The sequence below is a fragment of the Mesorhizobium sp. WSM4833 genome (assembly GCF_055811095.1).
The window spans coordinates 1-25980 of sequence record NZ_JBVVQG010000002.1 but is presented as its reverse complement, the minus strand read 5'-3'; the positions used below and the strand labels follow the sequence as shown (position 1 = coordinate 25980).

Below are 25980 nucleotides of genomic sequence, written 5' to 3'. Positions count from 1 at the left end.
CCCAAAATAGCCCGTTCCGGTGCGCCGGGCGGGCTATTTCGCGTGTCGGGCCGATCAAGCGAGAATGTTGACCGCGCGTGCCGCGACCAGCGCGATGGTCAGCAGCGAGATCATGGCCTCGGCCATCATCAGCAGCTTGGCGCGCTGGGAAAGGGGCAAGGTATCGGTGGGTGAAAACGCTGTCGCATTGGTGAAGGCGAGGAAGAAATAATCGACGAAACCGGGCAGCCAGTCTCGGAGGTCACGGTCGTTCAACGTCATCTGCGCGAACAGGAAATCGGCCTGCGCAAGCTTGACGAGGCCGCAGGTCGGCGGGCCGCCGCGGTCGGTGCTCCAGAACCACAAGGCAAAGACGATGACGTTGGTGACCCAGATGTTGAGTGCGTCGATCAGCAGCGTCGTGCCGCTGTTGCCGCCATGGCCCTCCAGCAAGGCACGCACCAGCAGGACCAGCGAACCGCAGTTCATGATGCTGATGATGGCGGTCATGGTCAGGGCTGTTCTGCGGATCATGACCCGAAACTGGCCGATCGCATGCCACTCGTGGTCCTCGACCGCCTTGCGGGTGGCGGCCTGTGTCCAGGCGGTGGCCACCGACAAGGGCAGCAGCAGAGCGGCCTCCAGTGCGGGCGCTAGCCAGCGCGGCCCGAATGAGAGATTGTTGATGACCAGAAGCTGCAGGCAGATGATCACGAGAACGGCCGCACGGGCCATCCAGAAATCGAGCGCACGGTAGTGGATGACGGCATGGTGGTGGCGCATTTATCAAATCCTGGATGCTTTTTTGGGGACGGGAACCGGTCAGGCGTAGGCGACGCCTGCCGCGATCACGCCCGATGCGCCGTGCCCGGCATGTTCAGGGCGCTTCGGGACGGCGTGTTCCATTGTTGTCCTGCTGGCATGTGATGATGAGAGAGGCGGCATGGTGGCGCGAAACTCTGCCTCAATCTTGGTTTTGCCATGGTCGCCCAAGTATACATTTTCGTAAGCTTCGAGTTCTGGGCTGTTCCAAAAACCGTCCGGTGTGATTTATCCACCGCATGACGCGAATCGACGAACCCATGAACGGTTGGCTGCCGGTGGGCAGTTCTGTTCCAGGCGACTGGCGGCAGTCGTCGATCTGGCAGGGGCTGACGCGCTATCCAGAAGCCGGCCTGGCGCTTTTATGCCTGACACAGATCCTGTGCTGGACCGTGGCGCCCGCGCTTGTCGACGTGTCACCGCCCAACGATGTCGTCGAAGGCTTCATGTGGGGCCGCGAATGGGTGCTGTTGACCTACAAGCATCCACAGCTTCCCGGCTGGCTGCTCGAGATCAGCCATCTTCTGACCGGATCGTTCCGCTGGCCGCAATATCTCGTGGCTCAGCTAACGATCTCGGCCACTTTCGTGCTAGTCTATCTGCTGGCCCGCGACATGCTCGGGCGAACCCGCGCGCTGGCCGCCGTGCTTCTGATGCCGTCGCTCTATTTCTTCGGCTGGCCGACCCCACAGTTCAATCATGACTACGCGCAGATGCCCTTCTGGGCCGCTATCTGCTGGCTGTTGTGGCGTGCGGGCCGTGGTGGTGGGCCGGGCTGGTGGCTGGCGCTCGGGCTGGTGTCGGGCGTCGGGCTCTATGCCAAGCTTTCCACCGGCCTATTATTGCTTTTCGGGGCGATCTGGCTGCTGTCGGACACACGCGCACGCAGTCGGCTCGCCACGCCCTGGCCATGGCTCGGGCTCGCGGTTTTCGGCGCTGTCGCCGCTCCACTGGCCGCCGAACTCTGCCGCGTCGATTTCCTGCCGCTGACCTATGCCGCCTGGCGCGATCAGTGGGTGGTGGCCCATCGCTCCCGCTTTTATTATATCGGCGTCCAGATGGCTGGGCTCTGCGGCTTTCTTCTGGTGCTGGCGATATCAGGGCTGCTGCGGCGCTCGCCCGCGCCGCAAAAGCCCGTCGGGCGCGGCACGCTGGTCTATCTCTTGTGGATGGGGGTTGGCCCGGCGATCCTCGTGATGGTGGCGTCCCTGTTCACCGGCGCCGGCGAGGCCTGGGGCGCGCCGATGTACAATCTTGCTGGCGTTGTGGCGCTCGCCTTGCTGGGCCATCGCCTCGGCGCCATCGAGATGCGAAAGCTGGCGATCTGCGCGCTCATCTCCATTGTCGGCATATCCGGTGCCTATGCGGGCATCCGCTGGACGAAATGCAATCTGCGTGGGCGCATGGACGCCGTCTGCTGGCCGGCGCAAAAGATCTCGGATGAGGCAGAGGCTGTCTGGCACGCTGCGACGCCCGATCGGCTCGACATCGTCGGCGGCCATGCCCTTATTGCGCCGCTGGCGGGCCTCAATGCCTATGACAAGCCGTCGATCTTCACCGAACTGAACATGCAGTACGCCCCCTGGATCACCAAGGAGCGGCTGCGCGAGCATGGCATATTGCTGGTCTGGCCCGGGCGCGATGTGCCATCTTATCTGCAGGCGTGGGTGGGCGACATCCCGGTCAAAACCTTTCTTTTCGACTGGTCGCTCAAGGCGCCGCCGGTGGCGATCAGCTTCGCCGCCATTCCGCCTGGCGCGCGGCAGTTGCCGGGTGCTATCGACGGCCTCGCCCGACCGAGCAACTGAAGCAGATCCGCCGGTCCGCTGGACGAAGCAGGTGACAATGCCCATCTATGTCCAGACAAACTTGCCTTTGAGGAGACGTGATATGGCGACTTCGACCGAACGCGCAGTCCTTGCCGGTGGCTGCTTCTGGGGTATGCAGGATTTGATACGGCGCTATCCCGGCATCATTTCCACCCGTGTTGGCTACAGCGGCGGCGACGTGCCCAACGCCACCTACCGCGACCACGGCAGCCATGCCGAAGCCATCGAGATCAATTTCGATCCGGCCATCATAAGCTATCGCACGCTGCTGGAACGCTTCTTCCAGATCCACGATCCGACGACCCGCAACCGTCAGGGCAACGATGTCGGGATGAGCTATCGCTCGGCTATCTACTACACCAGCGACGAACAGAAGCGCATCGCCGAGGACACGATCGCCGATGTCGATGCCTCGGGCCTGTGGCCGGGCAAGGTCGTCACTGAAGTCGCACCCGTTGGCCCCTTCTGGGAAGCCGAGCCCGAGCATCAGGACTATCTGGAGAAATATCCCAACGGATACACCTGCCACTTCGTCAGGCCGGGGTGGAAGCTGCCGGTTCGGGAAAAAGCGGTGCCGTAGATACACTGATACGACAGGATTTGAGAAGCCGCGGAGCGCTCGCTCCGCGGCTTCTTTTCATTGCAATTCCTACTTGCCGCAATGGTTGTCATTAACTGTCGGCGCGGTGGTGCCCGGCGACGTTCCACTGGCATCGGGCTGTGCGCCCTGCGGATGGGCAGGGCAATTTTCATCCGCGTTTGAATTCGTGGCGCCCGGTGCTGCCGTCGTACTGTTGGTCGTGCCGGGGTCTACCGTGTTCGGCGAAGCCGGCGTATTTGGGTCGACGGTGACCGACTTGCCGCTGCCGCCGGATCCGTCGGTGCCGCTTGTGCCATTGCTCTGCGCCATGGCCGATGTCGCCAGGCCAATGGTGAGCGCCGAAGCTGCGAGGATTTTCATGAACATGGTTTGTCTCCATTGTCTGTGAACTCGTCGCGTAGCGACTGGTGGGACAACCTCGCGGCCTGGTGAAGGTTCCCGATAAATTCTCGCGCCGGCAGAGCCAACCGCGCCCGCCCTGGCGCAATGCTTTTGGCGCAGTGCGATGAAGAAACGGCTTTTCCTTCAACTCGAATGATGCTTAAAGGCGCACATCCACAGGGGTGCTCCGTACGGTCGGGGCTGAGACGGGGGCGGCAAGCCCACAGACCCTAGAAGCTGATCTGGGTAATACCAGCGGAGCGAGGCGGGCGATGTTTTCAGGCGCACAGATTTCCCTATATCCCATGACCGACGATTTCGTCGGTGTCATCCTTGGCGCGCTCGGTGCGCTCGATCCCTGGCGCGACAAACTCAGGATCGAGACCGACGACATCTCGACCTTGCTGGTCGGGCCGCCCGAAGTGCTGTTTCCTGCCATGCGCGACCTCTTCGTGGCGGCGGCACGCAGCGGCAAACATTGCGTGTTGTCGGCCACCATCTCGCGCGGCTGCCCTGGCGAGCCGGACGATCCGATCTGCCGCTCCGATGCGTTTGGCGGGCCCGTCGGTCCACTCGGCCCGCGCAAGGACGCGGCCATCGCGGCGGTGCGCAATGCTGCTGCCACCGGCCAGCCTGCGGCGGCGCAGTTCTCGCTCTATGTGATGGGCACAGACGACCACATGGACGAGATCTACGGCTGCATAGACTTTCTCAAGCAGTCCGGCGTCTATGAGCGCTCCAAACATTTCTGCACGAAACTGCGCGGTGATGCCGGTGCGATCTTTTCGGCGCTGGACGAGGCTTTCTGCCGTTTCGGACTAGGCGCTGGCCACGTAACCCTCGACGTCACGGTCTCGGCCAACAGCCCGTCGGCCGTCTGAAGCCGCGCCGCTCTCGCGGCCGTCAAAGGTTATTTCCCGTGGTCTCATCATCAGTCGCTTCGCGCCCGATCGCGAGCTTTCTCGTCAAGGCAATGCCGGCCGTGATCTCGGCCGGTTTGCTCCTGCTGGCGTGGGAGCTTTATGCCACCTATTCCGGCATCAGGGCCACGATACTGCCGGCGCCGTCACGCGTCTTCGAGCAAGCGATGCTCAATCGCGAGGCGCTGGCCGACAATGCCGTTCCGACCATCCGTGCCACGCTTCTTGGCTTTGCCTGTTCGCTCAGCGCCGCCTTCGTGCTGTCGATGCTGGTCGACTTCTTCCAGCCGCTGCGGCGTGCGTTGTTTCCCGTCTTCATCGTCAGCCAGACCTTGCCGCTGGTGGCGATCGCGCCGCTGGTGGTGCTGTGGTTCGGCTTCGGGCTGGCGCCCAAGATCATGCTGGTGGCGCTGGTCACCTTCTTTCCGATGCTGGTTGCATTGGTCGAAGGCTATGAGGCGACCGAGGCCGAGATCGGGCAAATGCTGCGCGCCATGGGGGCAGGGCGCTGGCGCATCTTCCTGCTGGCGCGGCTGCCTTCGGCGCTGCCTTACTTCTTTGCCGGGTTGAGGATCTCCATCACCTATGCGGTGGTCGGCGCCATCTTCGCTGAATATGCCGGTGCCGCGAAGGGTCTGGGCATCTACATGCTCAACGCCAAAAACAATTTCCGTCCTGATCTGGTTCTTGCCGCCGTCGGTGTCTGCGCGGCGCTGACCCTTGTCCTGTTCGGGTTGACCGTGTTGCTGCAGCGCCTTGCCATGCCCTGGGAGCGAGCCGGCAGGGAAACTGCCGGGAAGGGGGCCTGGCGATGAGCCGGCTCGAACTGCGGCATGTGCACAAGGCGTTCGGTGGGCTCGACGTGCTGGCCGATATTTCGCTCAGCGTCGGCGCTGGTGAGTTCGTCTCGATCCTTGGACCCTCGGGTGCCGGCAAGTCGACGCTGTTCCAGCTTCTGACCGGCGCCGAGCATGGCGAGGGCGAGATTTTGTTCGACGGCGCGCGGCTCGACGACCACGGCAGGCACTTCGCCTTCATGCCGCAGCGCGACGCGCTGATGCCATGGCGGCGCATCCTCGACAACACGACGCTCGGGCTCGAAGTGCAAGGTATGAGGAGACAGGCGGCGCGGGCGCGCGTTGCGCCGTTGTTTGCCGAATTCGGGCTTGCCGGCTTCGAGCAGCATTTTCCCGCGCAGCTGTCCGGCGGCATGCGCCAGCGCGCGGCCTTGCTGCGCACCGTGGTGCAGGAGCGCGACATGCTCCTGCTCGACGAGCCGTTCGGCGCGCTCGATGCGCTGACCCGCACCGCCATGCAGCGCTGGCTCGAACAGATGTGGCGGCATCATCGCTGGACGGCGCTCTTGATCACCCATGACGTGCGCGAAGCCGTGTTCCTGTCCGACCGCATCTATGTGCTGTCGGCGCGCCCGGCCCGCATTGTGCGTGAAATCAGGGTGCCGTTGCCGCGCCCGCGCAGCCTTGGCGGCGATGCCGCGCGCCAGGCAAGCGCGCTCGAGGCCGAAATCCTCGACATCATCCTCAACCCCAATCCATCCAAAGGACACGATCATGACTGACTTGACGCGTCGGCAGGCCTTGTTGCTGACCCTTGCCACCGGCCTTCCCTTGATTGCCGGGACGGGTCGGGCTCGAGCACAATCGGCGGCACAAAAGGTCACCGTCGCCCTCGACTGGACGGTCAATACCAACCACATCGGACTGTTCGTCGCCCGCGACAAAGGGTTTTATCGCGAAGCCGGGCTCGAGGTCGACATCCTGCCCTACAGCGATACCGGTGCGGGCACGCTGGTCGCAAACCGCGTCGCCGATTTCGGCATCAACGGCACCATCAGCCTGTTCACCCAGAGAACCGCCGGGGCGGATCTGAAGGGCGTCTATGCGGTGGTGCAATCCGAAACAGGCCGCGTGGTCTTCAATGCGGCACGCAACGAGATCAAAAGCCCAAGAAGCCTCGACGGCTTGATCTATGGCGGCTTCGGCAGTGCCTGGGAAAACGCGCTGATATCGACCATCATCCGCCACGACGGCGGCAAGGGCAATTTCGAGACGGTGACGCTCGGCACCTCAGCCTATGAGGCGCTGGCCAATGGGTCGGTCGATTTCACGCTCGAAGTCTCGACCTGGGAGGGTGTCGAAGCCGAGCTCAGGGGCGTCAAGCAGCGCAGCTTCGTCTATGCCGATTATGGCGTGCCTGACGAGCACACGACGCTGATCTCTTCGAGCGAAGCCTATCTCCAGGCCAATCCCAAGCCTGCGGCCGACTTCGTTCAGGCGACGCGACGCGGCTACCAGTTCGCTGTCGACCACCCCGACGATGCGGCAACCCTGCTGATCGCTGCAAACAAGGATGCCTTGACCAATCCGGCGCTGATCCACGCCTCGCTGAAGGCATTGATCGACGGCCATTATCTACGCAGCCAAAGCGGGGCCATCGGGACGATGGATCCGGCCAAGATGGAAGCGATTGGCGACTATCTCTTCGCCTCCGGCATTTTGCGCGATTCCGACGGCAAGCTGGTTGCTCGACGCCCGGATTTCGGGAGCTATTTCCGCAACGACTATCTGAGCTAGTCTGGCAAAACCAAATGACATGGGTCGCCAGTCTTTCTGGGCGACCGCGTGGAGCAGGTCGTCTGGAAGTGGCGCCCTGGCTCCCCGACAGCCAGTTTAAGACCGATCTGATCTTGTTGATTAACTGCCCGGCAATGGTTGCGTGCAAAGGTCGCCCTGAGGGATCATTGGGGTGTCTGCATTGCTCATATCAAAAAGCGAGGCGCTTTCGCACGTCAGTGACGGCACGATTCTGTCCGCAGCCCGAAAGCGTGAGATCCTGGTGGATTTGCGCGAAGGTTTCTTTCGGATCTGCGCGCTGGCCTTCGCGGGCATGTTCGTCTACCGCGGCGTGTATCACCTGATGCTCGACCCGACGCGCATCAATGTGGCGCTGGTGGCGATTTCCGAGATCCTGACCTTTACCTGGCTGCTTCTGTCGCGTCGGCCGAAGGTTCGCGACTGGAACCCGCTCACGGTGGTTGTCTCCGTGATCGCCAGCTTCGGTGTCGGTTTCATCGACCTGGAGCCGGGCGTGGCGTTCATCCCGGTCCATGTTGCGGCGCCGCTGCAGGCCCTGGCGTTGGGGTTCGTGATCTGGGGAAAGATATCGCTGGGGCGTTCTTTCGCCATTCTGCCGGGCAATCGCGGCGTGATGACGGGCGGTGCCTACCGTCTGGTGCGGCATCCGATCTATGCCGGCTATCTTGCCGGCCATGTCCTGTTCCTGCTATCGGCCTTTTCCTTCTACAATCTAGCCGTCTACGCGGTGATCACCTTCTTCCAGGTGCACCGCATCCTGCGCGAAGAGGCGCTGCTGGCCGCCACGCCGGAGTACCGGGACTATATGAAGCGCGTCCACTACAGGCTGTTCTACGGCGTCGTTTGACAGCGCCCCGGCGCGCAGAATCGTTCGGTCTGCAATCACCTGGCAACGTTGATCGTCAATAGACCTGCGCATTGTTTGTGCAAACTAATATTACAACTTTATTATTTCAGAAATTTTGAGGTATATATACCACACTTCAATTTCAGTATTCTCTCTGTGAAGCTGAAACTCACTACCTCGCGTAATTGCTTCTGCAATCGGCTTCTCGCCATCTCCGGCCGATCGGAAAGCCCGCCACACTGGTGGGCTTTCTGCGGTCCACAGGCGTGCCGGAATTAAATTCTGGTTGCCGTCACCAGGATGGCCGTTTCTGTTGCTGGCGAGACTTCTTCCGCGCGCGATGCCCGCCACAATCGCGGAACGGTAGGCCTTTGGAGCGCTCGTCTTTTGAACATCGCAGCTGCGACGTTCAATCCTACGGCGCCGGCTCCTATGGCGGCGGCCTTGGGCTCGTGCTGCTCATTGTCATCGTGCTTGTCGTACTCGGGCGCATCTAGCCGAGTTATCGCCAACTGATCGCAATCTCGTGAGCGCCCCAATGTCGGCGTGCACCGGATTGTGATGCAGGCAAGCCGGCTTGTGATCCTGCACTCTGCAAAACTTTCGTATGGTCATTGCGGTCCACACCCCCCCCGTGGAAACAAGAGGAGAGGGTCCCACCCCTTGTCCTCCTCCAAGGCCCGCTCCGGTTCACCGTAGCGGGCTTTTGCTTGCTGGCGAGGCAAAACCGGCTCGCATCAAACCCTATGGGCGAGGCGTTCAGATGCTGGCGCCAGTCGACTACTCCATGTCAGGCACGTCACCGCTGACGAAGAGCGTGTTCGGCGGACCATATTCGCCCAGCGTCGGATCGGCCTCACGGCTCCAGGCGATGACGCCGGAATGCTTTGCCGTCAGAGCCCTGGCGGTGCGTATGGCGCGATCCTCGCTCTGCTGGTCGGCGGGTCCAAAGGCTGGGAACAACTCGCCATCCTCACCGCGATCGAACGCGACCACGACGATCAGCCTGGGATTTTTCTGGCCACTGGAATCGGACATCTTGCACCTTTGGCGCAGAACCTATCACATTGCTCGGGGTTGAAGGCCGCGAATCGATGAATGCCGACTTTGGGGAGTGGCATCGTGCAAGATCAGCGTTTCGATGAGCCGGTCAGGATTGCGCTCGGCCGATCGCGAAACAACGTGGAGCGGGTCGCTCAGGCTGCCGACATCCTGCTGAACCGCTGGCCGGTTGCGACCGGGCAAAAGCATATGGTTGCCCGCAAGGCCTGTCTGGCCGTGCTCGAGGGAAAGAAAGAAGTCTCGGCGGCAAGAGCGGCGTTCATCAACGCCGCTATCGAGGCGGACATCCTCGTCGAACCGCGTGAGGTGTCGATCCCGTAGCCTGCCCCTGGTGAAATTGAATCAGGATCTGGCTCCATCCCCTTGATGTATGCCTCTTTTTGGCGATCGCCGACCGGCTTTTCAGGGCTATTGACCTGCCTCTCGGCACGCCCTGCACGGTTATCCCGCACATTTCGCTGCCTGTTGGTCAGTCTTCGGCATCTGTTGACATAGCATCCGGGCCTCGGTATTGAACAGGATTATACAGGTTCATTGAACAGGTACCCTTATGAAGCGGCGCGCGGTTCAACTGTCTCCCGGTACGGGCAAGCCCGAGCAGATCGCCACCGTCCTCGAACATGAGATCCGTTCCGGCGTCCTCGGTTTCGGCGACCGCCTTCAAAGCGAGAACGAACTCGTCCAGCGCTTCTCCGTGAGCCGCAATACGGTCCGCAAAGGCCTCGAGGAACTGTCCAGCCGCGGGCTGATCACGACCAAGGTTGGTATCGGCTCGTTCGTCACCTTCGACGGCAAGCCGGTCGACGACTCGATCGGCTGGTCGCGCGCGCTGGCCGATGCCGGCGCCAATGCCGAGACGCGGACGCTGCGGCTGGAGGTCATCGAAGACCCCGATCTGGCTGCGCTGCTTGGTATCGAAAGCCCGTTCTTCATCGCCGTCGACCGGGTGCGCACCAACGCCAGCGACGGCCATGCGATCTCCATCGAGCGCAGCCGGTTGCCATTGTCCTCCGAGCTCGAGGACGTACCGTTGCGCGGATTGCGCGAGGGCTCGCTGCACCAGACGCTGCGCGTCGCCGGCCTCATTCCCGACCATGGCGAGGAATGGGTCGAGATCGAGATGCTCAATGCCGAGGATGCGGCCATCCTCGGCTGCCCGCAAGGCACGCCTTTCCTGCGTGGCCGCCGGCTGACGCGCGCCGCCGACGACCGGCCGATCGAGTACGTCACCAGCCTGCTCAATCCGGCGCATTTTGCGCTGCATATGAGGTTCTGAGCGATGTCGGATGCGACCAGCAAGGCTATTGATCGCGCCATGGGGGCGCTTGTCGGCGGAGCGCTGGGCGATGCGCTCGGCATGCCGACGCAGCTTTTGTCGCCGGTTCGCATTGCCGAACTCTACGGCCATGTCGAGGATTTCATCGAGCCTTTCCCGGATCATCCGGTGTCGAAGGGACTGGCCGCCGGCACCATCACCGACGATACCGAGCAGGCGTTGCTGCTCGGCCGTATCCTGGTCGAATCCGGCGAGCGTTTCGACCATGCGCGCTGGGTCAATGCGCTGCTCGACTGGGAACGTGAGGTGAAGGCGCGTGGCAGCTATGACCTTTTGGGGCCATCGACCAAACGCGCCATCGACGCCATCAACAATGGTGTGCCGGCTGAGGAAGCGGGGCGCAGCGGCGACACCAATGGTGCGGCGATGCGTATCGCGCCGGTCGGCATCATGATGCCGCTCGAACCGTTGGAAGGGTTCGTCGGCAAGGTGGCTGAGACCTGCCGGGCCACGCACAACACCTCGATTGCCATCGCCTCCGCCGCTGCCGTTGCGGCAGCCGTCAGCCGCGGCGTCGCCGGCGGTGGCTGGCGCGACGCTTCCGCCAGCGCGGTCGCGGCGGCGAGGCGAGGGGCGACACTCGGACATTGGGTGACCGGCGGCGACATCGCCGCGCGCATCGTCTGGGCGCAAGACATCGTACACGGCAAGGCGATCAGGGATGCGATCCGGCTGATCACCGATCTGGTTGGCACCGGCGTCGCCAGCCAGGAATCCGTTCCGGCGGCCTTCGCCGTGCTGGAAGTCGCGCGTGGCGACCCATGGCAAGCAGCCGTCATCAGCGCCAATCTCGGCGGCGACACCGATACGATCGGTGCCATCGCTGCCGGCATGGCCGGCGCCTGCAGCGGTTTTTCCCGATTGCCGCAACAGCATATCGCCCGGCTTGTCGGCCTCGACATGTCGGAGGTTCGCGCGCTCGCCGCCGATCTCGTGGCAGCAAGGATGGCGAAAATCGGTTCCGGCAAGGACGCGGCGGAATGAGCGGCCGTCTCGTCCATGTCGGCAGTGCGGTGGTCGACTATGTCTACCGCATCGACGCCCTGCCGGCGCCCGGCATGGAAAAGACGGCATCGAGCTTTGCCCAGGTCGCCGGCGGCGGCTTCAACATGATGGTGGCGGCCAGCCGCACCGGCATGCAGGTGGTGTTCGGCGGCCAACTCGGCAGCGGGCCCAATGGCGATTTCCTGCGCGCTGCGTTCATAGCCGAGGGTATCGAGACACTGACGCCGCCATCGCCCGTGATGGACAGCGGCAACTGCGTCGCCATGATTTCGAGCGACGCCGAACGCACCTTCGTGTCGTGGCCTGGTGCGGAGAGCGTTCTCAGCCTCGACATGATGGCGCCGGTCGCGGTGGCACCGGGTGACTGGGTGTTCACCTCCGGCTACACGCTGAGCTACCCCAAGAGTCGCGATGCGCTCACTGATTGGATCGAGGCGCTGCCGGCAGGTATTCCCTTCGTCTTCGACCCGACGCCGGTCATCACGGACATTCCGCGTCCCATCCTGTCGCGGGTGCTTGCCCGCACCACATGGCTGAGCTGCAACACGACGGAAGCCGCCGAGATTGCCGGCCCAGGCGATGTCGAGGGCCTCGCGGTACGGCTGCTGGGCGACCACTGCCCGAAGGCAGCGGGCGTGGTCATCCGCTCCGGGGCAAAGGGTTGCCATATCAGGTTGGCCGACGGCACGGCGCAGACCGTTGCCGGCTTCAAGGTCACCGCCATCGACACCAATGGCGCTGGCGACACCCATATCGGTGCTTTCGTCAGCGCGCTGGCGCGCGGCATCCCGCCCTTCGAGGCAGCGCGCTATGCCAATGCGGCAGCGGCCATATCGGTCACCCGCCATGGCGGCTCGTCGGCGCCGACCGACCACCAAATCCAGACATTCCTGAGCCATGCCGCCGATCCGTCGGGAGCAGGCCGGACACAGAAGGCCAATGCATAACAGCTGGAAAGCCTGACAAGCCCGGGAACCGGGCAAACCCACAGCGAGGAACCAACCATGCGCATGCCTGACTTGACTGCTCTGCTGACGGCGACTGCCGTCTTTACCTCCGCACTCGCGTTCGCCGCCAAGGCTGACGAAGTGCATGTGCTCAACTGGAAGGGATACGGCGCCGACGAACCATGGGCGGTGGAGGCTTTCGAAAAAGCGACCGGCAACAAGGTCGTCAACGACTTCTTCAATTCCGAACAGGAAATGCTGACCAAGATCCGGACCAATCCCGGTCTCTACGACGTGGTCATGATCAATGCCGCCTTCAACGACCAGGCGATGGACGGCAAACTGATCCAGCCGATCGACGTCTCCAAATTGCCGAACTACGCCGACATCAGCAAGGACAAGGCGGGATCGCCGATGCTCGTCCATGACGGCAAGGTCTATGGCGTGCCGTGGGTGTGGGGCCTCACCGCGCTCGCCATCAACGACAAATCCTTCGACAAGCCGCCGACGAGCATCGCCGAGATGTGGGATGCCGCCCATAAGGGCCGCGTCGTCATTCGCGACGATGCCGTCGAAGCGGTGCAGTTCGGCGCCATCGCAGCGGGCCAGAACATCAACGACATCAAGGATATGGATGCGGTCAAGGCGAAGCTCACCTCGCTGATGCCGCAGATCAAGACCTTCTGGAGTTCGGAGAACGACTGGAACCAGATGGTCGCCTCCAACCAGATCGACATCGGCACCTACTGGAGCGGCTCGGCCGATCGCGCCAAGACGCATTTCAAATTGCCGGTCTCTCTGGTCGTGCCGCAGGAGGGTGCCGTCGCCTGGCTCGACGCGTTTTCCATTCCGGTCGGCGCCAAGAACGTCGCCGGCGCCGAGGCTTTCATCAACTACATGATCGACCCGAAATTCTACGTCGAATGGGTCACCAAGGTCGGTGCTCCTGTCTCCGCCAACACCAGGGCGGTGGAAGCGCTGCCCGAGGATGCCTTCAACCGCAAGGTCATGGGCGACCCCGAGGTGGCCAAACGCATCCAGTTCCAGGCGCCGATCACCGATGCCCAGCGCGAAGCCTATCTGGCGCTGTGGCAGCAGTTGAAGGTCGACGTGAAATAGAGCCAACATCCCGGCCAGCCGGCGGTTCGCGCCGGCTGGCGTTTCAATCCTGGGGGAGGGTATCATGGCAGCTGCGACAGCGTCGCGAAGCGGGCTGAGATCGGCATTGCCGCTGCTGGCGCCAGCCTATCTCTGGCTGACGGTGGCGATCTTCCTGCCGCTCTCGGCCATGGTCTTTTTCTCGTTCATGACCGAGCTGCCGCTGTCGGGAAAGCCGTGGACATTCACCCTTGGCAACTATGCCACCTTCTTCTCGCAAAGCCTCTATCTGACACTGCTGCTGGCCTCGCTGCGGCTTGGCCTCGAAGTGACGCTGTGGTGCGTCGTCATCGGCTATCCCGCCGCTTACGTGCTCGCCAAAGTGCTGAAGGGGCGCAGCCGCGAGGCGATCTTCCTGCTCGTCATCTTGCCGTTCTGGTCGAACGGGCTGGTGCGCATCTTTTCCTGGGCGATGGTTTTGCGCGAGGGCGGCATTCTCGACACCGCGCTCAACGCCGTGCTGCCGTTCAAGATCAACATCGACCTGATGTATTCCTATCCAGCCGTCATCATCGGGCTGGTGCATTCCTACGTGCCTTACATGGTGCTGACCTGCTATCTCACGCTGCAGGCGATCGATGACTCCCTGATTGAGGCCGGGCGTTCGCTTGGCGCTTCACGGCTACAGGTGCTGAAGCGGGTGATCATCCCGCTGTCGATGCCCGGATTGGTCGCGGGTGCGGCCCTGATCTTCGTCCCCGTCGTCGGCTCGTTCATGGAGCCGCGCATCCTCGGCGGTCGCATCGGCACCTTCTACGGCACGGTCATCGAGGACCAGTTCGTCGCCGTGTTCAACTGGCCGCTCGGTGCCGCGCTTTCCTTCATCCTGCTGGCCGTGGTGCTGGTCATCCTGGCGGTGGCGTCGCCGGTGCTGCGGAGGGCCGCGTGATGGCGACGACCCGCGTCCTCGAATGGCTTGGCCGCTTCTACATCGGTCTGCTGCTCGCCTTCCTCTATCTGCCGATCATCATCATGGCGCTGATGTCGTTCAACGTCTCGCCCTTCTACCAATTGCCGTTCGAATGGACGACCGAATGGTACGCTTCGCTGTGGCAGAACGACCAGCTGATCGCCGCCACCTGGAACAGCGTCGAGATCGCCGTCATCACCACCGTCATCTGTGTCGTGCTCGGCTCGGCGGCATCGCTGGCGCTCTATCGCTATGAGTTTCGCGGCAAGAAATTCCTGCAGGCGTTGTTGTTTCCGCCGATCGCCATTCCGTGGCTGATCACCGGCACGGCGATGCTGATCTTCTTTTTCGGCGTCGGCATCGGTCGCGGGCTGCATGCGATCCTGCTTGGCCATGTCGCACTGGCGCTGCCCTATGTCATCGTCGTCGTCTCGGCCCGGCTGCAGACCTTCGCGCCGGAGCTGGAAGAGGCGGCACGCTCGCTCGGCGCCAACCAGTGGCAGGTAACGAGGCGCGTCACGCTGCCTTGGATCATGCCAGGCGTCATTGCCGGAGGGCTGTTTGCGTTTGCAGTGTCGTTCGACCAGTTTGTGGTGTCCTATTTCCTGGCGACGCCTGGGCAGACGACGCTGCCGGTGGAAATCTACGCCGCGATCCGCAAAGGATTCACGCCCGAGATCAATGCGGTCTCCACGATCATCATTGTCGTGTCGATGGCGCTGATGCTGCTCACGGCGCGGTTCTTCAAATTCGGCGGAGAGAAATAATGGCCGGCGTGCAGGTATCTGATGTCTCGCGCAGTTTCGGCGCACACAAGGCGCTGGACAATGTCTCCATCGATTTCGCCGATGGCGGATTCTATGCGCTGCTGGGGCCGTCGGGCAGCGGCAAGACCACGCTGCTGCGCCAGATTGCCGGTTTCGATTTTCCCGATTCGGGCCGCATCACCATCGGCGGCGAGAGCGTCGAGCGGGTGCCGGTCGAAAAGCGGCGCATCGGCATGGTGTTCCAGAACTATGCGCTGTTTCCCAATATGAGCGTCGCCGACAATGTCGCCTTCGGCCTGTCGGTGCGCGGCGAGGCCAAGGCGGTGATTGCAACGGAGGTGCAGCGCACGCTCGATCTGGTGCAGCTCGGCAAGCTTGGTGGCCGCCGGCCGCACCAACTCTCCGGCGGGCAGCGGCAGCGTGTGGCTCTCGCCCGCGCTATCGTCACCAAGCCGCGCGTGCTGCTGCTCGACGAGCCGCTCGGCGCGCTCGACAAGGCGCTGCGCGTCGATATGCAGATCGAGCTCAAGCGCATCCAGCGCGAGATCGGCATCACCACCATCTTCGTCACGCATGACCAGGAAGAAGCGCTGACGATGAGCGACCGCATCGGCATATTGCGCGACGGCAGGCTGGTGCAGGAGGGGCCGCCGGAGGAGATCTATAACAGCCCGAAGAGCGAGTTCGCCGCCACCTTCCTCGGCGACGCCAACATTTTTCGCGGCGACAGCACGGGCGATGGCATCCGGCTTGCGGACGGAACGGCGATTGCCGCTGGTGTGGGTGCCAAGCTTGCCGCCGGCGCCAAGGCGAGCTGTGCCGTGCGGCCCGAACGCATCCGCATCGCCAGGGATGCCGGAGCACCGGATGGCAACGCCAACATGCTCAAGGGACTGGTTTCCAAGCGCATCTTCGCCGGCAGCAACAGCACCTATTTCGTCGAGCGTGCTGGTCAGACGTTGAAAGTGATTGTGCAGAATACCGGCATGGAACGGCTGGCAGAAGGTCAGGATGTCGTGCTGCGCTGGTCGCCTGAAAGCACGGTGTTGATCGCGGCGAACTGATCCTCACCGGGTCTTGCCAGACCGTCCGCAATCAGGGACAGCATAGACGGGCACGACCCGGAGCATACCGATGACCCTGGAACTGACTGCACGCGACCGATCCATGCTCGATGGCGAGCATGGCCTGTCAGCGGCTGCTGCCATGAAAATCCTGGTCGCCTTTTCCAACGCGATCGGGGCGGGCAGCCTGCTCGACATTGCCGGCGCCCATATCGACGGCTGTCTCTACCACGGCAAGGCCGGTCTCGACTTCGTCGAGCGGCTGGTCGAAGGCGGTGGCCGCGTGCAGGTGCCGACGACGCTCAATGTCGGTTCGTTCGATCTCATCCATCCCGGCATGGTGAAAATGCCGGCGGCGGAAGAGGTGCCGGCGCGGCGGCTGATGAAAGCGCATCTGGAGCTCGGCTGCCAGGCGACTTTCACTTGCGCGCCTTACCAGACGCGGTTCCGGCCAAGCTTTGGCCAACAGATCGCCTGGGGGGAATCCAACGCCATCGTCTTTGCCAATTCGGTGATCGGCGCGCGGACCAACCGCTATGGCGATTTCATCGATCTGTGCTGTGCCATGACCGGGCGCGCGCCGGCCTGGGGGCTGCATCTGAGCGAGAACCGGCGTGGTCGGATCCTGTTTGAGCTGGATGTTCCGGACAGCGAGCCGTGCGACAGCCTTTTCGTCGGCGTCGGGCTATTGATTGGGCAAGCGAGCGGCGACCGCGTTCCAGTGATTGCCGGCCTGCCGCGGCCGCGCGACGAGGACCAGCTGAAGGCGCTGGGGGCGGCGGCGGCAACGACCGGTGCTGTGGCGCTGTTCCATGCGGTCGGCATCACGCCGGAAGCAAGGACGCTCGATGAGGTATTCCAGGGTCATGCGCCTGACGAGACGATCCGCATTACCCGCGCCGATATCGACCATGCGCTGGCCAGGCTGTCGACCGTGCCCGACGGTGCGCCGCTGGCGGCCGTGTCGCTCGGCACGCCGCATTTTTCGCATGAGGAATGGATGCGACTGTTGCCGTTGCTGCGCGAGGCAGCACCGGGTAGGCGCATTCCGATCTATGTCAACACCGGCCGCGCGACGCTGACGCGATTGCAGGAGGAGGGCGCGCTGGCCGGTATGGAGGCGTTCGGCCTGATCCCGGTCGCCGATACCTGCACCTATGTCACATCGATCCTGGAACGCCTCGATGGCGTGGTGATGACCAATTCCGGCAAATGGGCGCACTACGCACCCGGCAATATCGGTGTGTCCGTCGCCTTTGCCGAGATGCGGGATTGCATCCGCTCTGCTGCGGCCGGGCATGTTGTGCGGAGCGCGTCATGACGCGACCGGTGGAACGAACCGGCACTTTCCAGCTGGCCGGTGACGCTGAGGGTCAGGCGCTGGTGTTTTCGCAACCGCTCAGCTTCTGGGGCGGTATCGATGCCGAGACCGGCGAGATAACAGACCATTCGCACCCCGGCCTCGGCCGAAATGTCGCTGGCAGGATTTTGGTCATGCCGAGCGGGCGCGGCTCGTCGTCTTCATCCTCGGTCCTGGCCGAGGCGATCCGCAGGGGCACGGCGCCGGCCGGTATTCTTCTGGAGCGGCCGGACCCGATCCTGGCGGTCGGTGCCATCGTTGCCGAATTTCTTTATGACATCCGCATGCCGCTGGTGGTGTGCGATATTTCGAACCTTGTCTCCGGTGATCAGATTGATATCGGCATCGGCAAAGACCGCGGGCCGATCATCAGAGTTCACCCCGCCATCAATCCGGCAGAGCCACGCCGCCAATAGGCCGCCGCCAGCGTTTGATCGCGACCAAGCCCCAGCGTGTCGCGCCAACATTCGCGCACGATCTTGGCGGCAGCGGCTTCCGCCGCGAACCAGCCGAAGGCCGAACCGTCCTGCGGCCACGCCACCGAGCGGACAGCCTCGGCCAGCAGTCTGTCCTCGCCCGCCGCCACGCCATCCCGTGTCAGCCAATGAACCTCGATGCCCGTGCCATTGTTGATCGCTTGTCTTTCACCATCATTGGCGATCTCGACGAAGGCGACGCCTTTTGTCCCGGCCGGTAGCGTCTCCAGCAGCCGAGCCAGCGCCGGCAAGCCGGTTTCGTCGGCGCCCATGACGTACCATTCTGCCTGCCGCACCGGACGGCCGACCGGGCCCATGATGCCAACCTTCATGCTGGGCGCGGCCTGCATGGCCCAGGCGGAGCCGACGCTCTCGCCGGGATGGATCAGGAAGTCGACATCGATGATGCCCTTTTCCACGTCAAGCGCGCGGATGGTGTAGACGCGCGCCACCGGGCGCCGGTCGTCGGTGGGCCAGACCGGTAAGCCATTGCCGCCCAGCACCGGCCACAGCGGATCGGGGACGTCCCTGGTCGGAAATAGCATGCGGATATGCATGCCGCCGAACTTGGCGAAGCGCGAGAGATTCTCGCCGGCCAGACGAATGCGGCGCATATTCGGAGTGAGGTCGCGAACATCGGTCACCACCATCTCGCGGAACTGGGCGAGGCTGGTTTCGCCTGAGAGATCGCCGGTCCAGACGATCTCGGGGTTTTCCTCCTTGGCGTAGACCTGTACGGCTGTGGCGAGCAGGTCCTTGATACGGGCGAGCCCGTCGCGGTCGGCAGCATTGGCCCGCATCACCAGCCGCTCCATGTCGAACGAGGCGCCGCCGAAGGCAAAGCGGAAATCGATGCGCTGTCCCTGATGCGAAGCATCGGCCTCGAAGCTCCGCAGCCTGTCGGAGATGCTGTCCATGTAGTCCGGCAGACGCCGCAGGTTGAGCCGTGCCTCGCAGGCCAGTTCACGCACCGATGCTTCGTTCATTGTCAGCCTCCCATCCTGCCGGTGAGGGCCACCTTGAAGGTGCGGCCCTTGCCCTGTTCTGTTGCCGCCGAGGTCGACCATGCGCTTTGCGGATCGGTGTAGGCGGTGTTGAATATGTTATCGACGCCGAAATCGAGCTTGAGGTTGTCGTTGACGCGCCAGTTGGCGAAGACATTGACCAGATCGAAACCGTCATCGACGACCGGCACGGCGTTGGGATTGGTGCGGCTGGTGCGGGTGATCTTGCCGACGCTGAGATATTGCGCGCCGACGGTGAGCTGGTCCTCCAGCATGCGGAAGCCGATCGTGGCCGAGAAGCGGTCGAGCGGCGTGTTGTTCAACGCCTGGCCGGAATAGACGCCGCTGACGACCTTGGCATCGATCAGCGCGCCGGAGAAGTTCACGAAACCCCAGCCATAATCATAAACCATCTCGGCCTCTACGCCCTTCAGGCGTGCGTCGCCGATGTTGATTGCCGTGCGCGGCAGCACGGTGAGGTCGACGTCGATGTAGTCCTCGACGTCAGTGTGGAAAACGTTGACCTTGGCGCGCAGCCGATCACCCGCCGTCAGCACATCGTCATATTTCACGTTGACGCCGGCCTCCCAGTTCTTCGCCGTCTCGGGCTGCAGCAGAAGATTGGGCCGATATGTATCACCGCCGCCATGCGCGCCGCCGCCACGGAAGACATCCTGCAGACCCGGCGCCCGGTAGCCTTCGGAATAGGTGCCATAGAGCTGGAAGCCATCGAATGGCGTGACGCCGACGGTGAGGCGCGGCGACCAACGATCGCCGGAGATCGAGGCTTCCTGCGGTGACGGGATGCGCGTCTCGCCATCGAGCTGGTAGCCGTCATAGCGCATCGCCGCGATGACCTGCAGCCAGTCCCCGTAATCGCCCTGCCACTGCAGGAAGCCGCCATAGCCCTGCTGTTGGCCAGCGCCGAAATGCGCCGCTTCCGAGGAGGCCTCGAGATAGTAGTAGTCGAGTCCGTAGGTCAGCGTATGTGCTAGTCCCCAGACGTCGAACCGCGAGGAGTTCTTCACATTGAAACCTGTCGTGGCCACGTCGTAGAAGCGGAAATTGCCGATCGCCGAGGTCGGCCAGACCTGAGTCTGCTCGGCGCGGGTGCGGTTGTGATAGGCATTGGCGCTGAAGTCGATCAGCGCGTTGTCGTCGGGCTTCCAGGTGTAAGCGGCGGTGTAGGTCTGGTTGGTGGTGTCGGTGTCATAGCGGCTCAGGGTCGGCGAGGTCGAGCCGCTCGATCCGGTGATCTGGTCGTTGTAGCGCTGCAGGATGGCGCCGAGCTTCAGCTCATGGCCATCGGCCGGCCGCAACGTCGCCTTCAGATAGCCGCTGGTCACCCGCTCGCCGGCCCATGGCACGGTGTCGCCATTGCCATCGGTGTAGCTGTCGCGGTCGCGGTAGATGAGGTTGCCGATGATATCGGCATCGTCGCTGAAGCGGTAGGCACCGGTGGTGCTGGTGGTGAAGCCGTCGCCATTGTCCTCGTAGCCGAGCTTCTCGCTCAGCGCCCAGCGCTCATCCTTCTTGAGGAAATCGCCGGCATCCTTGGTCTCGAAGGAGACGACGCCGCCGATGCCGCCGGAACCATAGGCATTCGAGACCGGACCGCGAATGACGGTGGCTTCCTTGATCAGGTCGGGTTCGACATAGAACGAGCCAGAGCCATGACCGACGCGCCAGTAGTCCTGGCGGGCGCCGTCGAGGGTGACGACGACGCGGCCATATTGCTCCAGGCCGCGGATGTTGATGGCGGTTGCGGGATCGTCGCCATTCATCGAGGCAGCGACGCCCGGTGTGGTGCGGAAGATGTCGGCGGCTGTGTCGGGCTGGATGCGGTCGAGTTCGTCCTGATCGACGGCGCTGATGGCGGCCATCGATTCGATCACCGCCGTTTTGATCATCGTTGCCGAGATGGTGATCACGTCGAGCATCGTCGCCGGCTGGTTCTGCGCGACACTGGCCGGCGCCAGGCGGCCGGTCTTGGCGGCGGTCTTTTTCTCCCGGTCCTGTTCCTGCGCGCTGGCAAGAGGCACGGCGCAGAGGCCGAGCACGAAGGCGAGCGCCGTGCTCGCCATCAATGTCGTGTTTGTTGTCGTTGTCATGCAGCCCCCAAGCAAAAGCAAAACTGCTGGCGGTGGCTGAGCGGCCTTGGCTGGCATTATTGAAAATCCCTCGACCAGTCAGGTCAGGGCACGGGTCACATATTAAAACATGATGACATAAGTCAACTTTAAATTTATAGCCGACCATCCTCGAGAAGCATCTGGCACGGGAACAGCGGCATGGTCGGCAGTTTAGGCGAAGGCAAGACGACCCACTGGTCGCAACCGGGCAGGATCGCGGCGGTGCTGCTTCTGGCACTGTCGGTGCTGGCGCCTTTCTGCGGCTTCAAGGCGCTGGCCGCCGAGATCGTTGTCGATGCGCTGGGGCGAACCGTCGTGCCGGGCGCGGCGACCCGGATCGTGACGCTCGGTTCCGACGTCACCGAGATCGTCCACGCGCTGGGCGCCGGCGGGCGAATCGTCGCTATAGATCGCGGCAGCAAATATCCGCCTGAAGTCGCGCAAAAACCCAATGTCGGCTACCGCCGCCAGCTTTCGGTCGAGGGGCTGGCCAGCCTGCGTCCCGACCTGATCCTGGCCGCAGAAGACAGCGGGCCTCCTGAAGCGGTCGAGGTGCTGAAGTCGCTGGCAATCCCGATCGTCTTGGTCCCGCAGGACAACAGCCCGCAAGGCATCGAGCACAAGATCACGTTGATCGCCGCCAGCCTTGGGCTCGAGGACAAGGGCAAGGCGGTTTCCGCCGAGGTGCTCACCGCCTTTCAGGCTGCCGCGGATCTGGCGTCGCAAATTCCGCCGGAGCGGCGCAAGAAGGTGGTGTTCTTCCATGGCCTGGTACGTCTGAGCGCTGCCGGCGCGGGTACTTCTGCCGACGCCATCATCCGCTATGCCGGCGGCCTCAACCCTATGGACATCGTACAGGGCTACAAGGCGGCGTCGGAGGAAAAACTGATCGAGATGGCGCCTGACGTCATCCTGATGATGGGCGACGGCAAGGGCGGGCCGTCGGCCGAGCTGGTGTTCGGCAACCGCGCGCTGGCGGCAACGCCGGCGGCAGCCAACAAGGCGCTGGTCGTGCTCGACGGCGCCTACATGATCGGCTTCGGCCCGCGCACATCGGATGCGATCCGCGACCTGGCGAAAGCGCTCTATCCGGAAGGGGAATGACGTCGCGAAAATCGCAAGACGGTTCGGCTGGGCAGTACAATTTCGTCGCCGAACCCCGTTGCGCTTCATAAATGCTGTCCGTCCGGATTTCTCCGGATCGGCTTCCGCCCGAACAAACTTGGCGGCTCGGCCTGAAACATTGGCACGATATTCTAAGCCGCGCGGTTGACCGTGAATGCGCTCTCCAGCCTATAATTATACTAAATTCATAGACTAACTGCGAACGCTCGGAGCGCTCGCATCTTGGCCTGTGAAAATGGTTGCACAAGGGAGCGCATCGATGCCGAAAACAGAGTCCAATCCGGTCGACCTCGGCACCAGGGCCGCCGACTTCCTGCTGCCCGACGCGCAAGGTGTGCTGCACCGCCTTGCCGATTTCGACGCCAAGCCGGCCTTGCTCGTCGCTTTCATCTCCAACCGCTGCCCGTTCGTCGTGCTGATCCGCGAGCAGCTTGCCGCTTTCGCCAGGGATTATGCGGGCAAGGGGCTGCAGGTGGTGGCGATCAACGCCAATGACCACGAGGCGCATCCGGAGGAGACGCTCGCCCATATCGGCGAGGAGGCCGAAAAATTCGGCTATTCCTTCCCCTATCTCAAGGATGCGTCGCAGCAGACGGCGAAAGCCTATGGCGCGGCTTGCACGCCCGACTTCTTCCTGTTCGGCACTGACCGGCGGCTCGCCTATCACGGCCAGTTCGACGATGCGCGGCCGGGCAACGGCAAGCCGGTGACGGGTGCCGATCTGCGCGCGGCGGTCGATACGGTGCTGGAGGGCGGCAGGCCCACTGCCAGCCAGGCGCCGTCGATCGGCTGCAACATCAAGTGGAGCGCGGGCAACGAGCCGGTGTGGTCTTCCAGCGCGGCCCGCGCGGCCTAGCGCCTGCTTCGACTTTATTCGCCAGGTCTCCATGCCCAAGCCGCAAAAATCCGCTTCCGACAGCTTGCTGCTCCAGGCCGACGTGCTGGTGCTGGGCGGCGGTCCGTCGGCAGCTTGGGCAGCAGTCGCCGCGGCCGAGGCCGGCGCCAAGGTGGTGCTGGCCGACAAGGGCTATCTCGGCACCAGCGGCGCCACCGCGCCGTCCAACACCGGCACCTGGTGCGTGCCGCCGGGCGACAACAGGCATGCCGTGGTCGAGCGACGCTGGCAGCGCACCGGCGAACTCGCCGACCCGCGCTGGATGCTGCGCTGCGTTGACACCGCCTACCGCAACCTGCTCAGGCTTTCCGAATGGGGCTATCCCTTCCCGAGCGAGGATGACGGCCGGCTCTACATCGCCAATCTGCGCGGCCCGGACTACATGCGCTTCATGCGCCGCCGCGTGCTTTTGGCCGGCGTCACCGTCCTCGACCATCATCCCGCGCTCGAACTTTTGTCGGACGGCGATGCCATCGTCGGCGCCGCCGGTGTCGCCAGGCAGATCGGCCAGGATTGGCGCGTCGACGCCAACGCGGTGGTGCTGGCGACCGGTGGCTGCGCTTTCCGCGAGCGCATCCTCGGCGCGACCGGGCTGACCGGCGACGGCTATCTGATGGCGGCGGAGGCCGGCGCCAGCCTGTCGGGCATGGAGTTCACCGGCAAATACACGCTGGCGCCCTACGGCTCCTCGTTGAACAAGGGGCTGCCGTTCCGCTGGGCGTCGTTCCATCGCGAAGATGGCTCACCGATCGTCGGGCCGACCGGCGAGCCGTTGCGCAACGGCATCGGCGACCGCGAGGAGGAAGTGGCGCGCGCGCTGATCGACGGCCCGGTCTACGCGCGGCTCGATCAGGCCGAACCAGCGCTGCAGGGCTGGCTGCGCCAGGGCCAGCCGAATTGCTTCGTGCCCTATGACCGCGCCGGCATCGACCCTTTCAGCGAGCTGTTCCGCATCACCCTGCGCGCCGAAGGCACGGTGCGCGGCACGGGCGGCATAGACATCGTCTCCGACGATTGCGCCACCGGCGTACCCGGCCTCTATGTCGCCGGCGACGCGGCCAGCCGCGAGATCATGACCGGTGCGGTGTCGGGCGGCGGCGCCGTCAATTCGTCCTGGGCGCTGGCCAGCGGCTGGTGGGCGGGCAAGGGCGCTTCGACCCATGCCAAGCGCCGGACCGGCAAGGCATTCCGCACTGAGGTGCAGTCGCTTGGCCAGGCTGGATTACGTCCTGCATCATCGCCGCGCGTCGACATCTCGGCAGGCGAAGTCATCGAGGCGGTGCGCAGTGAGGTGACGCCGCTCGACAAGAATTTCTTCCGCACCGGCGAAGGCCTGGAGAAAAGCGGCGAGCGGTTGGAGAGTGTCTGGCGCGACGTGCGCGACCATCTGCAAGGCGACGGGCTGGATAGGGTCCGTACCCGAGAGGCAGCTTCGATCGCCGCCGCCGGGCGCTGGTCCGTGGCCGCAGCGCTGCACCGCACCGAGAGCCGCGGTATGCATCGCCGCACCGATTTGCCGGGCAAGAGCCCGGCCTTCGCGCACCGGCTGGTCATCACCGGTGTGGATGCGTTCCGCATCGCAGGCGCGCCTGAGCGGCTGGCGGAGCTGGCGTCATGATCGAGATCGTCTCGGCCACGCGCTGCGTCGAATGCGACATCTGCGTCAAGGTGTGCCCGGCCAACGTCTTCGACGCGACCGAGAGCGGCGTGCCGGTGATCGCCCGCCAGGAGGACTGCCAGACCTGCTTCCTGTGCGAGATCTACTGCCCGACCGACGCGCTCTATGTGGCCGAGTTCGCCGAAGGGCCGACCGGCATCACGGAAGCTCAGGCCGACGCCCGACAGCTGTTTGGCTCCTATGCCCGCGCGCTCGGCTGGAAGCGCGGCAAGGCCGGCGGCTCGGAATTCGACCCGACGCACCGCATTCGCGTGGCGCAGTGAACCGATCGGAGACAGATATGGACCGTATCGTCGTCAGCGACATCAGCAAGACCTTCCAGCTCAAGCCGGGGCAGTTCGTCACCGTCGATGGCGAGGCGACCGACCGCGTCACCGTGCTCGACGGCGTTGACCTCTCGATCCGTAAGGGCGAGTTCATCACGCTGGTCGGCCCCAGCGGCTCGGGCAAGTCGGTGCTGCTCGACATCATTGGCGGGCTGACGCAGGCGACCGGCGGCGACGTCAAGCTCGATGGCCGGCGCATCACCAGGCCCGACCCGAAGACCGGCTATGTTTTCCAGCAATATGCGCTGTTTCCCTGGCGCACGGCGCTCGCCAACATCGAATATGCGCTGGAAGTGCGCGGCGTGGCCAAGGCTGAGCGCACGGCGACGGCCCGCCATCTGTTGTCGCTGTTCGGCCTTGCCGGCTTCGAGGACCGTTTTCCCAACCAGCTGTCCGGCGGCATGCAGCAGCGTGTGGCGATCGCGCGTGCGCTGGCCAGCAACCCGGAAGTGTTGCTGATGGATGAGCCGTTCGCGGCGCTCGACCAGCAGACGCGCGAGCTTCTGCAAGGCGAGCTGCTGCGGATCTGGGGCAAGATCAACACGACGGTCATTTTCGTCACCCACTCGATCGACGAGGCGATCTTCCTCGCCGACCGGGTGGTGGTGATGACGGCGCGGCCGGGCGCGGTGAAGGAGATCATCGATATCGACCTGCCACGGCCGCGCGACGGCGACATCCGCGCCAGCGCCGAATTCAATCTATATCGCGCTCGCGTCTGGGACGTGCTGCGCGACGAGG

At 63.7% G+C, this 25980-nt stretch carries 27 protein-coding genes and 1 riboswitch; of the genes, 22 read left to right on the top strand and 5 right to left on the bottom strand.

The genetic code is table 11. From position 1 onward, the window contains the following. Nucleotides 1–54 precede the first annotated feature (54 nt). The gene (locus AC0L2D_RS03180) at nucleotides 55–762 is read right to left on the bottom strand and encodes a hypothetical protein (protein ID WP_473540342.1); all 708 of its coding nucleotides are present in this window, start codon (nucleotides 760–762) and stop codon (nucleotides 55–57) included. Between the two features lie 299 nt (nucleotides 763–1061). On the opposite strand from AC0L2D_RS03180, the gene AC0L2D_RS03175 reads away from it, so the two are divergent. Together AC0L2D_RS03175 and msrA are read left to right on the top strand one after the other, a co-directional pair. Then, nucleotides 1062–2609, top strand: coding sequence for a glycosyltransferase family 39 protein (locus AC0L2D_RS03175; RefSeq protein ID WP_473540341.1), 1548 nt, complete (start codon nucleotides 1062–1064; stop codon nucleotides 2607–2609). An 82-nt stretch (nucleotides 2610–2691) separates the two neighbouring features. Beyond that, nucleotides 2692–3210 (top strand): peptide-methionine (S)-S-oxide reductase MsrA, encoded by a 519-nt coding sequence (gene msrA, locus AC0L2D_RS03170; protein WP_473540340.1) that lies wholly within the window; start codon nucleotides 2692–2694, stop codon nucleotides 3208–3210. Nucleotides 3211–3279: 69 nt separating this feature from the next. On the opposite strand, the gene AC0L2D_RS03165 is transcribed toward msrA, so the two are convergent. Further along, complete coding sequence (locus AC0L2D_RS03165) at nucleotides 3280–3597, bottom strand: hypothetical protein (protein WP_063172562.1); 318 nt, start codon at nucleotides 3595–3597, stop codon at nucleotides 3280–3282. Between the two features lie 183 nt (nucleotides 3598–3780). Next, nucleotides 3781–3894: riboswitch (TPP riboswitch) on the top strand. Between AC0L2D_RS03165 and AC0L2D_RS03160 the strand changes: the two genes are divergently transcribed. The 5 genes from AC0L2D_RS03160 (at nucleotide 3885) to AC0L2D_RS03140 (ending at nucleotide 7994) form a co-directional block, all read left to right on the top strand. Then, entirely contained in the window at nucleotides 3885–4493 is a 609-nt protein-coding gene (locus AC0L2D_RS03160; protein ID WP_473540339.1) for a YkoF family thiamine/hydroxymethylpyrimidine-binding protein, read from the top strand. (Overlaps the previous riboswitch by 10 nt.) A gap of 92 nt (nucleotides 4494–4585) precedes the next feature. After that, nucleotides 4586–5347 (top strand): ABC transporter permease, encoded by a 762-nt coding sequence (locus tag AC0L2D_RS03155; RefSeq protein ID WP_473540577.1) that lies wholly within the window; start codon nucleotides 4586–4588, stop codon nucleotides 5345–5347. Beyond that, a complete protein-coding gene (locus tag AC0L2D_RS03150; RefSeq protein WP_473540338.1) occupies nucleotides 5344–6111 on the top strand; it encodes an ABC transporter ATP-binding protein in 768 nt (255 codons plus the stop codon). Before AC0L2D_RS03155 ends, AC0L2D_RS03150 begins: the two co-directional genes overlap by 4 nt. Next, nucleotides 6104–7126: an ABC transporter substrate-binding protein gene (locus tag AC0L2D_RS03145; RefSeq protein ID WP_063168553.1), complete on the top strand. Its 1023-nt coding sequence runs from the start codon at nucleotides 6104–6106 to the stop codon at nucleotides 7124–7126. The genes AC0L2D_RS03150 and AC0L2D_RS03145 overlap by 8 nt, the downstream gene beginning before the upstream one ends. A gap of 172 nt (nucleotides 7127–7298) precedes the next feature. Further along, entirely contained in the window at nucleotides 7299–7994 is a 696-nt protein-coding gene (locus AC0L2D_RS03140) for a methyltransferase family protein (protein WP_064993896.1), read from the top strand. A 780-nt stretch (nucleotides 7995–8774) separates the two neighbouring features. On the opposite strand, the gene AC0L2D_RS03135 is transcribed toward AC0L2D_RS03140, so the two are convergent. Further along, entirely contained in the window at nucleotides 8775–9032 is a 258-nt protein-coding gene (locus AC0L2D_RS03135; protein ID WP_013530800.1) for a hypothetical protein, read from the bottom strand. 84 nt (nucleotides 9033–9116) lie between these two features. Here AC0L2D_RS03135 and AC0L2D_RS03130 point away from each other — a divergent pair, with 84 nt between their 5' ends. From AC0L2D_RS03130 to AC0L2D_RS03085, 10 genes are all read left to right on the top strand, one after another. Further along, nucleotides 9117–9377 carry a DUF982 domain-containing protein gene (locus AC0L2D_RS03130; protein ID WP_473540337.1) on the top strand — a complete coding sequence of 87 codons (261 nt, stop codon included), beginning with the start codon at nucleotides 9117–9119 and terminating at the stop codon, nucleotides 9375–9377. A gap of 229 nt (nucleotides 9378–9606) precedes the next feature. After that, nucleotides 9607–10332: a GntR family transcriptional regulator gene (locus tag AC0L2D_RS03125; RefSeq protein ID WP_013530802.1), complete on the top strand. Its 726-nt coding sequence runs from the start codon at nucleotides 9607–9609 to the stop codon at nucleotides 10330–10332. A gap of 3 nt (nucleotides 10333–10335) precedes the next feature. Continuing rightward, nucleotides 10336–11376, top strand: coding sequence for an ADP-ribosylglycohydrolase family protein (locus AC0L2D_RS03120; RefSeq protein ID WP_064993895.1), 1041 nt, complete (start codon nucleotides 10336–10338; stop codon nucleotides 11374–11376). Continuing rightward, on the top strand, nucleotides 11373–12344 hold the full coding sequence (locus AC0L2D_RS03115; RefSeq protein ID WP_064993894.1) for a PfkB family carbohydrate kinase: 972 nt from the start codon (nucleotides 11373–11375) through the stop codon (nucleotides 12342–12344). The genes AC0L2D_RS03120 and AC0L2D_RS03115 overlap by 4 nt, the downstream gene beginning before the upstream one ends. Nucleotides 12345–12401: 57 nt before the next feature. Beyond that, the gene (locus AC0L2D_RS03110; protein ID WP_473540336.1) at nucleotides 12402–13463 is read left to right on the top strand and encodes an ABC transporter substrate-binding protein; all 1062 of its coding nucleotides are present in this window, start codon (nucleotides 12402–12404) and stop codon (nucleotides 13461–13463) included. A gap of 64 nt (nucleotides 13464–13527) precedes the next feature. Beyond that, on the top strand, nucleotides 13528–14391 hold the full coding sequence (locus AC0L2D_RS03105; RefSeq protein WP_473540335.1) for an ABC transporter permease: 864 nt from the start codon (nucleotides 13528–13530) through the stop codon (nucleotides 14389–14391). Beyond that, a complete protein-coding gene (locus AC0L2D_RS03100; protein WP_013530807.1) occupies nucleotides 14391–15179 on the top strand; it encodes an ABC transporter permease in 789 nt (262 codons plus the stop codon). The genes AC0L2D_RS03105 and AC0L2D_RS03100 overlap by 1 nt, the downstream gene beginning before the upstream one ends. Beyond that, nucleotides 15179–16243 carry an ABC transporter ATP-binding protein gene (locus tag AC0L2D_RS03095; RefSeq protein WP_473540334.1) on the top strand — a complete coding sequence of 355 codons (1065 nt, stop codon included), beginning with the start codon at nucleotides 15179–15181 and terminating at the stop codon, nucleotides 16241–16243. Before AC0L2D_RS03100 ends, AC0L2D_RS03095 begins: the two co-directional genes overlap by 1 nt. 70 nt (nucleotides 16244–16313) lie before the next feature. Then, nucleotides 16314–17564 (top strand): aconitase X, encoded by a 1251-nt coding sequence (locus AC0L2D_RS03090; RefSeq protein ID WP_473540333.1) that lies wholly within the window; start codon nucleotides 16314–16316, stop codon nucleotides 17562–17564. Further along, the gene (locus AC0L2D_RS03085; protein WP_013530810.1) at nucleotides 17561–18019 is read left to right on the top strand and encodes an aconitase X swivel domain-containing protein; all 459 of its coding nucleotides are present in this window, start codon (nucleotides 17561–17563) and stop codon (nucleotides 18017–18019) included. Before AC0L2D_RS03090 ends, AC0L2D_RS03085 begins: the two co-directional genes overlap by 4 nt. Here AC0L2D_RS03085 and AC0L2D_RS03080 read toward each other — a convergent pair. Both AC0L2D_RS03080 and AC0L2D_RS03075 read right to left on the bottom strand, forming a co-directional pair. Next, the gene (locus AC0L2D_RS03080; protein WP_032807968.1) at nucleotides 17980–19065 is read right to left on the bottom strand and encodes a siderophore-interacting protein; all 1086 of its coding nucleotides are present in this window, start codon (nucleotides 19063–19065) and stop codon (nucleotides 17980–17982) included. The genes AC0L2D_RS03085 and AC0L2D_RS03080 overlap by 40 nt on opposite strands. Nucleotides 19066–19067: 2 nt before the next feature. Next, complete coding sequence (locus AC0L2D_RS03075) at nucleotides 19068–21194, bottom strand: TonB-dependent hemoglobin/transferrin/lactoferrin family receptor (protein WP_473540332.1); 2127 nt, start codon at nucleotides 21192–21194, stop codon at nucleotides 19068–19070. Nucleotides 21195–21374: 180 nt separating this feature from the next. Here AC0L2D_RS03075 and AC0L2D_RS03070 point away from each other — a divergent pair, with 180 nt between their 5' ends. From AC0L2D_RS03070 to AC0L2D_RS03050, 5 genes are all read left to right on the top strand, one after another. Further along, on the top strand, nucleotides 21375–22319 hold the full coding sequence (locus tag AC0L2D_RS03070) for a heme/hemin ABC transporter substrate-binding protein (RefSeq protein ID WP_127384739.1): 945 nt from the start codon (nucleotides 21375–21377) through the stop codon (nucleotides 22317–22319). A gap of 280 nt (nucleotides 22320–22599) precedes the next feature. Next, on the top strand, nucleotides 22600–23196 hold the full coding sequence (locus AC0L2D_RS03065) for a thioredoxin family protein (protein ID WP_473540331.1): 597 nt from the start codon (nucleotides 22600–22602) through the stop codon (nucleotides 23194–23196). Nucleotides 23197–23227: 31 nt separating this feature from the next. Beyond that, a complete protein-coding gene (locus AC0L2D_RS03060) occupies nucleotides 23228–24853 on the top strand; it encodes an FAD-dependent oxidoreductase (RefSeq protein WP_024501571.1) in 1626 nt (541 codons plus the stop codon). Further along, the gene (locus tag AC0L2D_RS03055; RefSeq protein WP_013530816.1) at nucleotides 24850–25176 is read left to right on the top strand and encodes a 4Fe-4S dicluster domain-containing protein; all 327 of its coding nucleotides are present in this window, start codon (nucleotides 24850–24852) and stop codon (nucleotides 25174–25176) included. Before AC0L2D_RS03060 ends, AC0L2D_RS03055 begins: the two co-directional genes overlap by 4 nt. Before the next feature lie 17 nt (nucleotides 25177–25193). Further along, nucleotides 25194–25980 (top strand): ABC transporter ATP-binding protein (locus tag AC0L2D_RS03050; protein WP_473540330.1); only part of this gene is annotated, 787 nt, incomplete at its 3' end.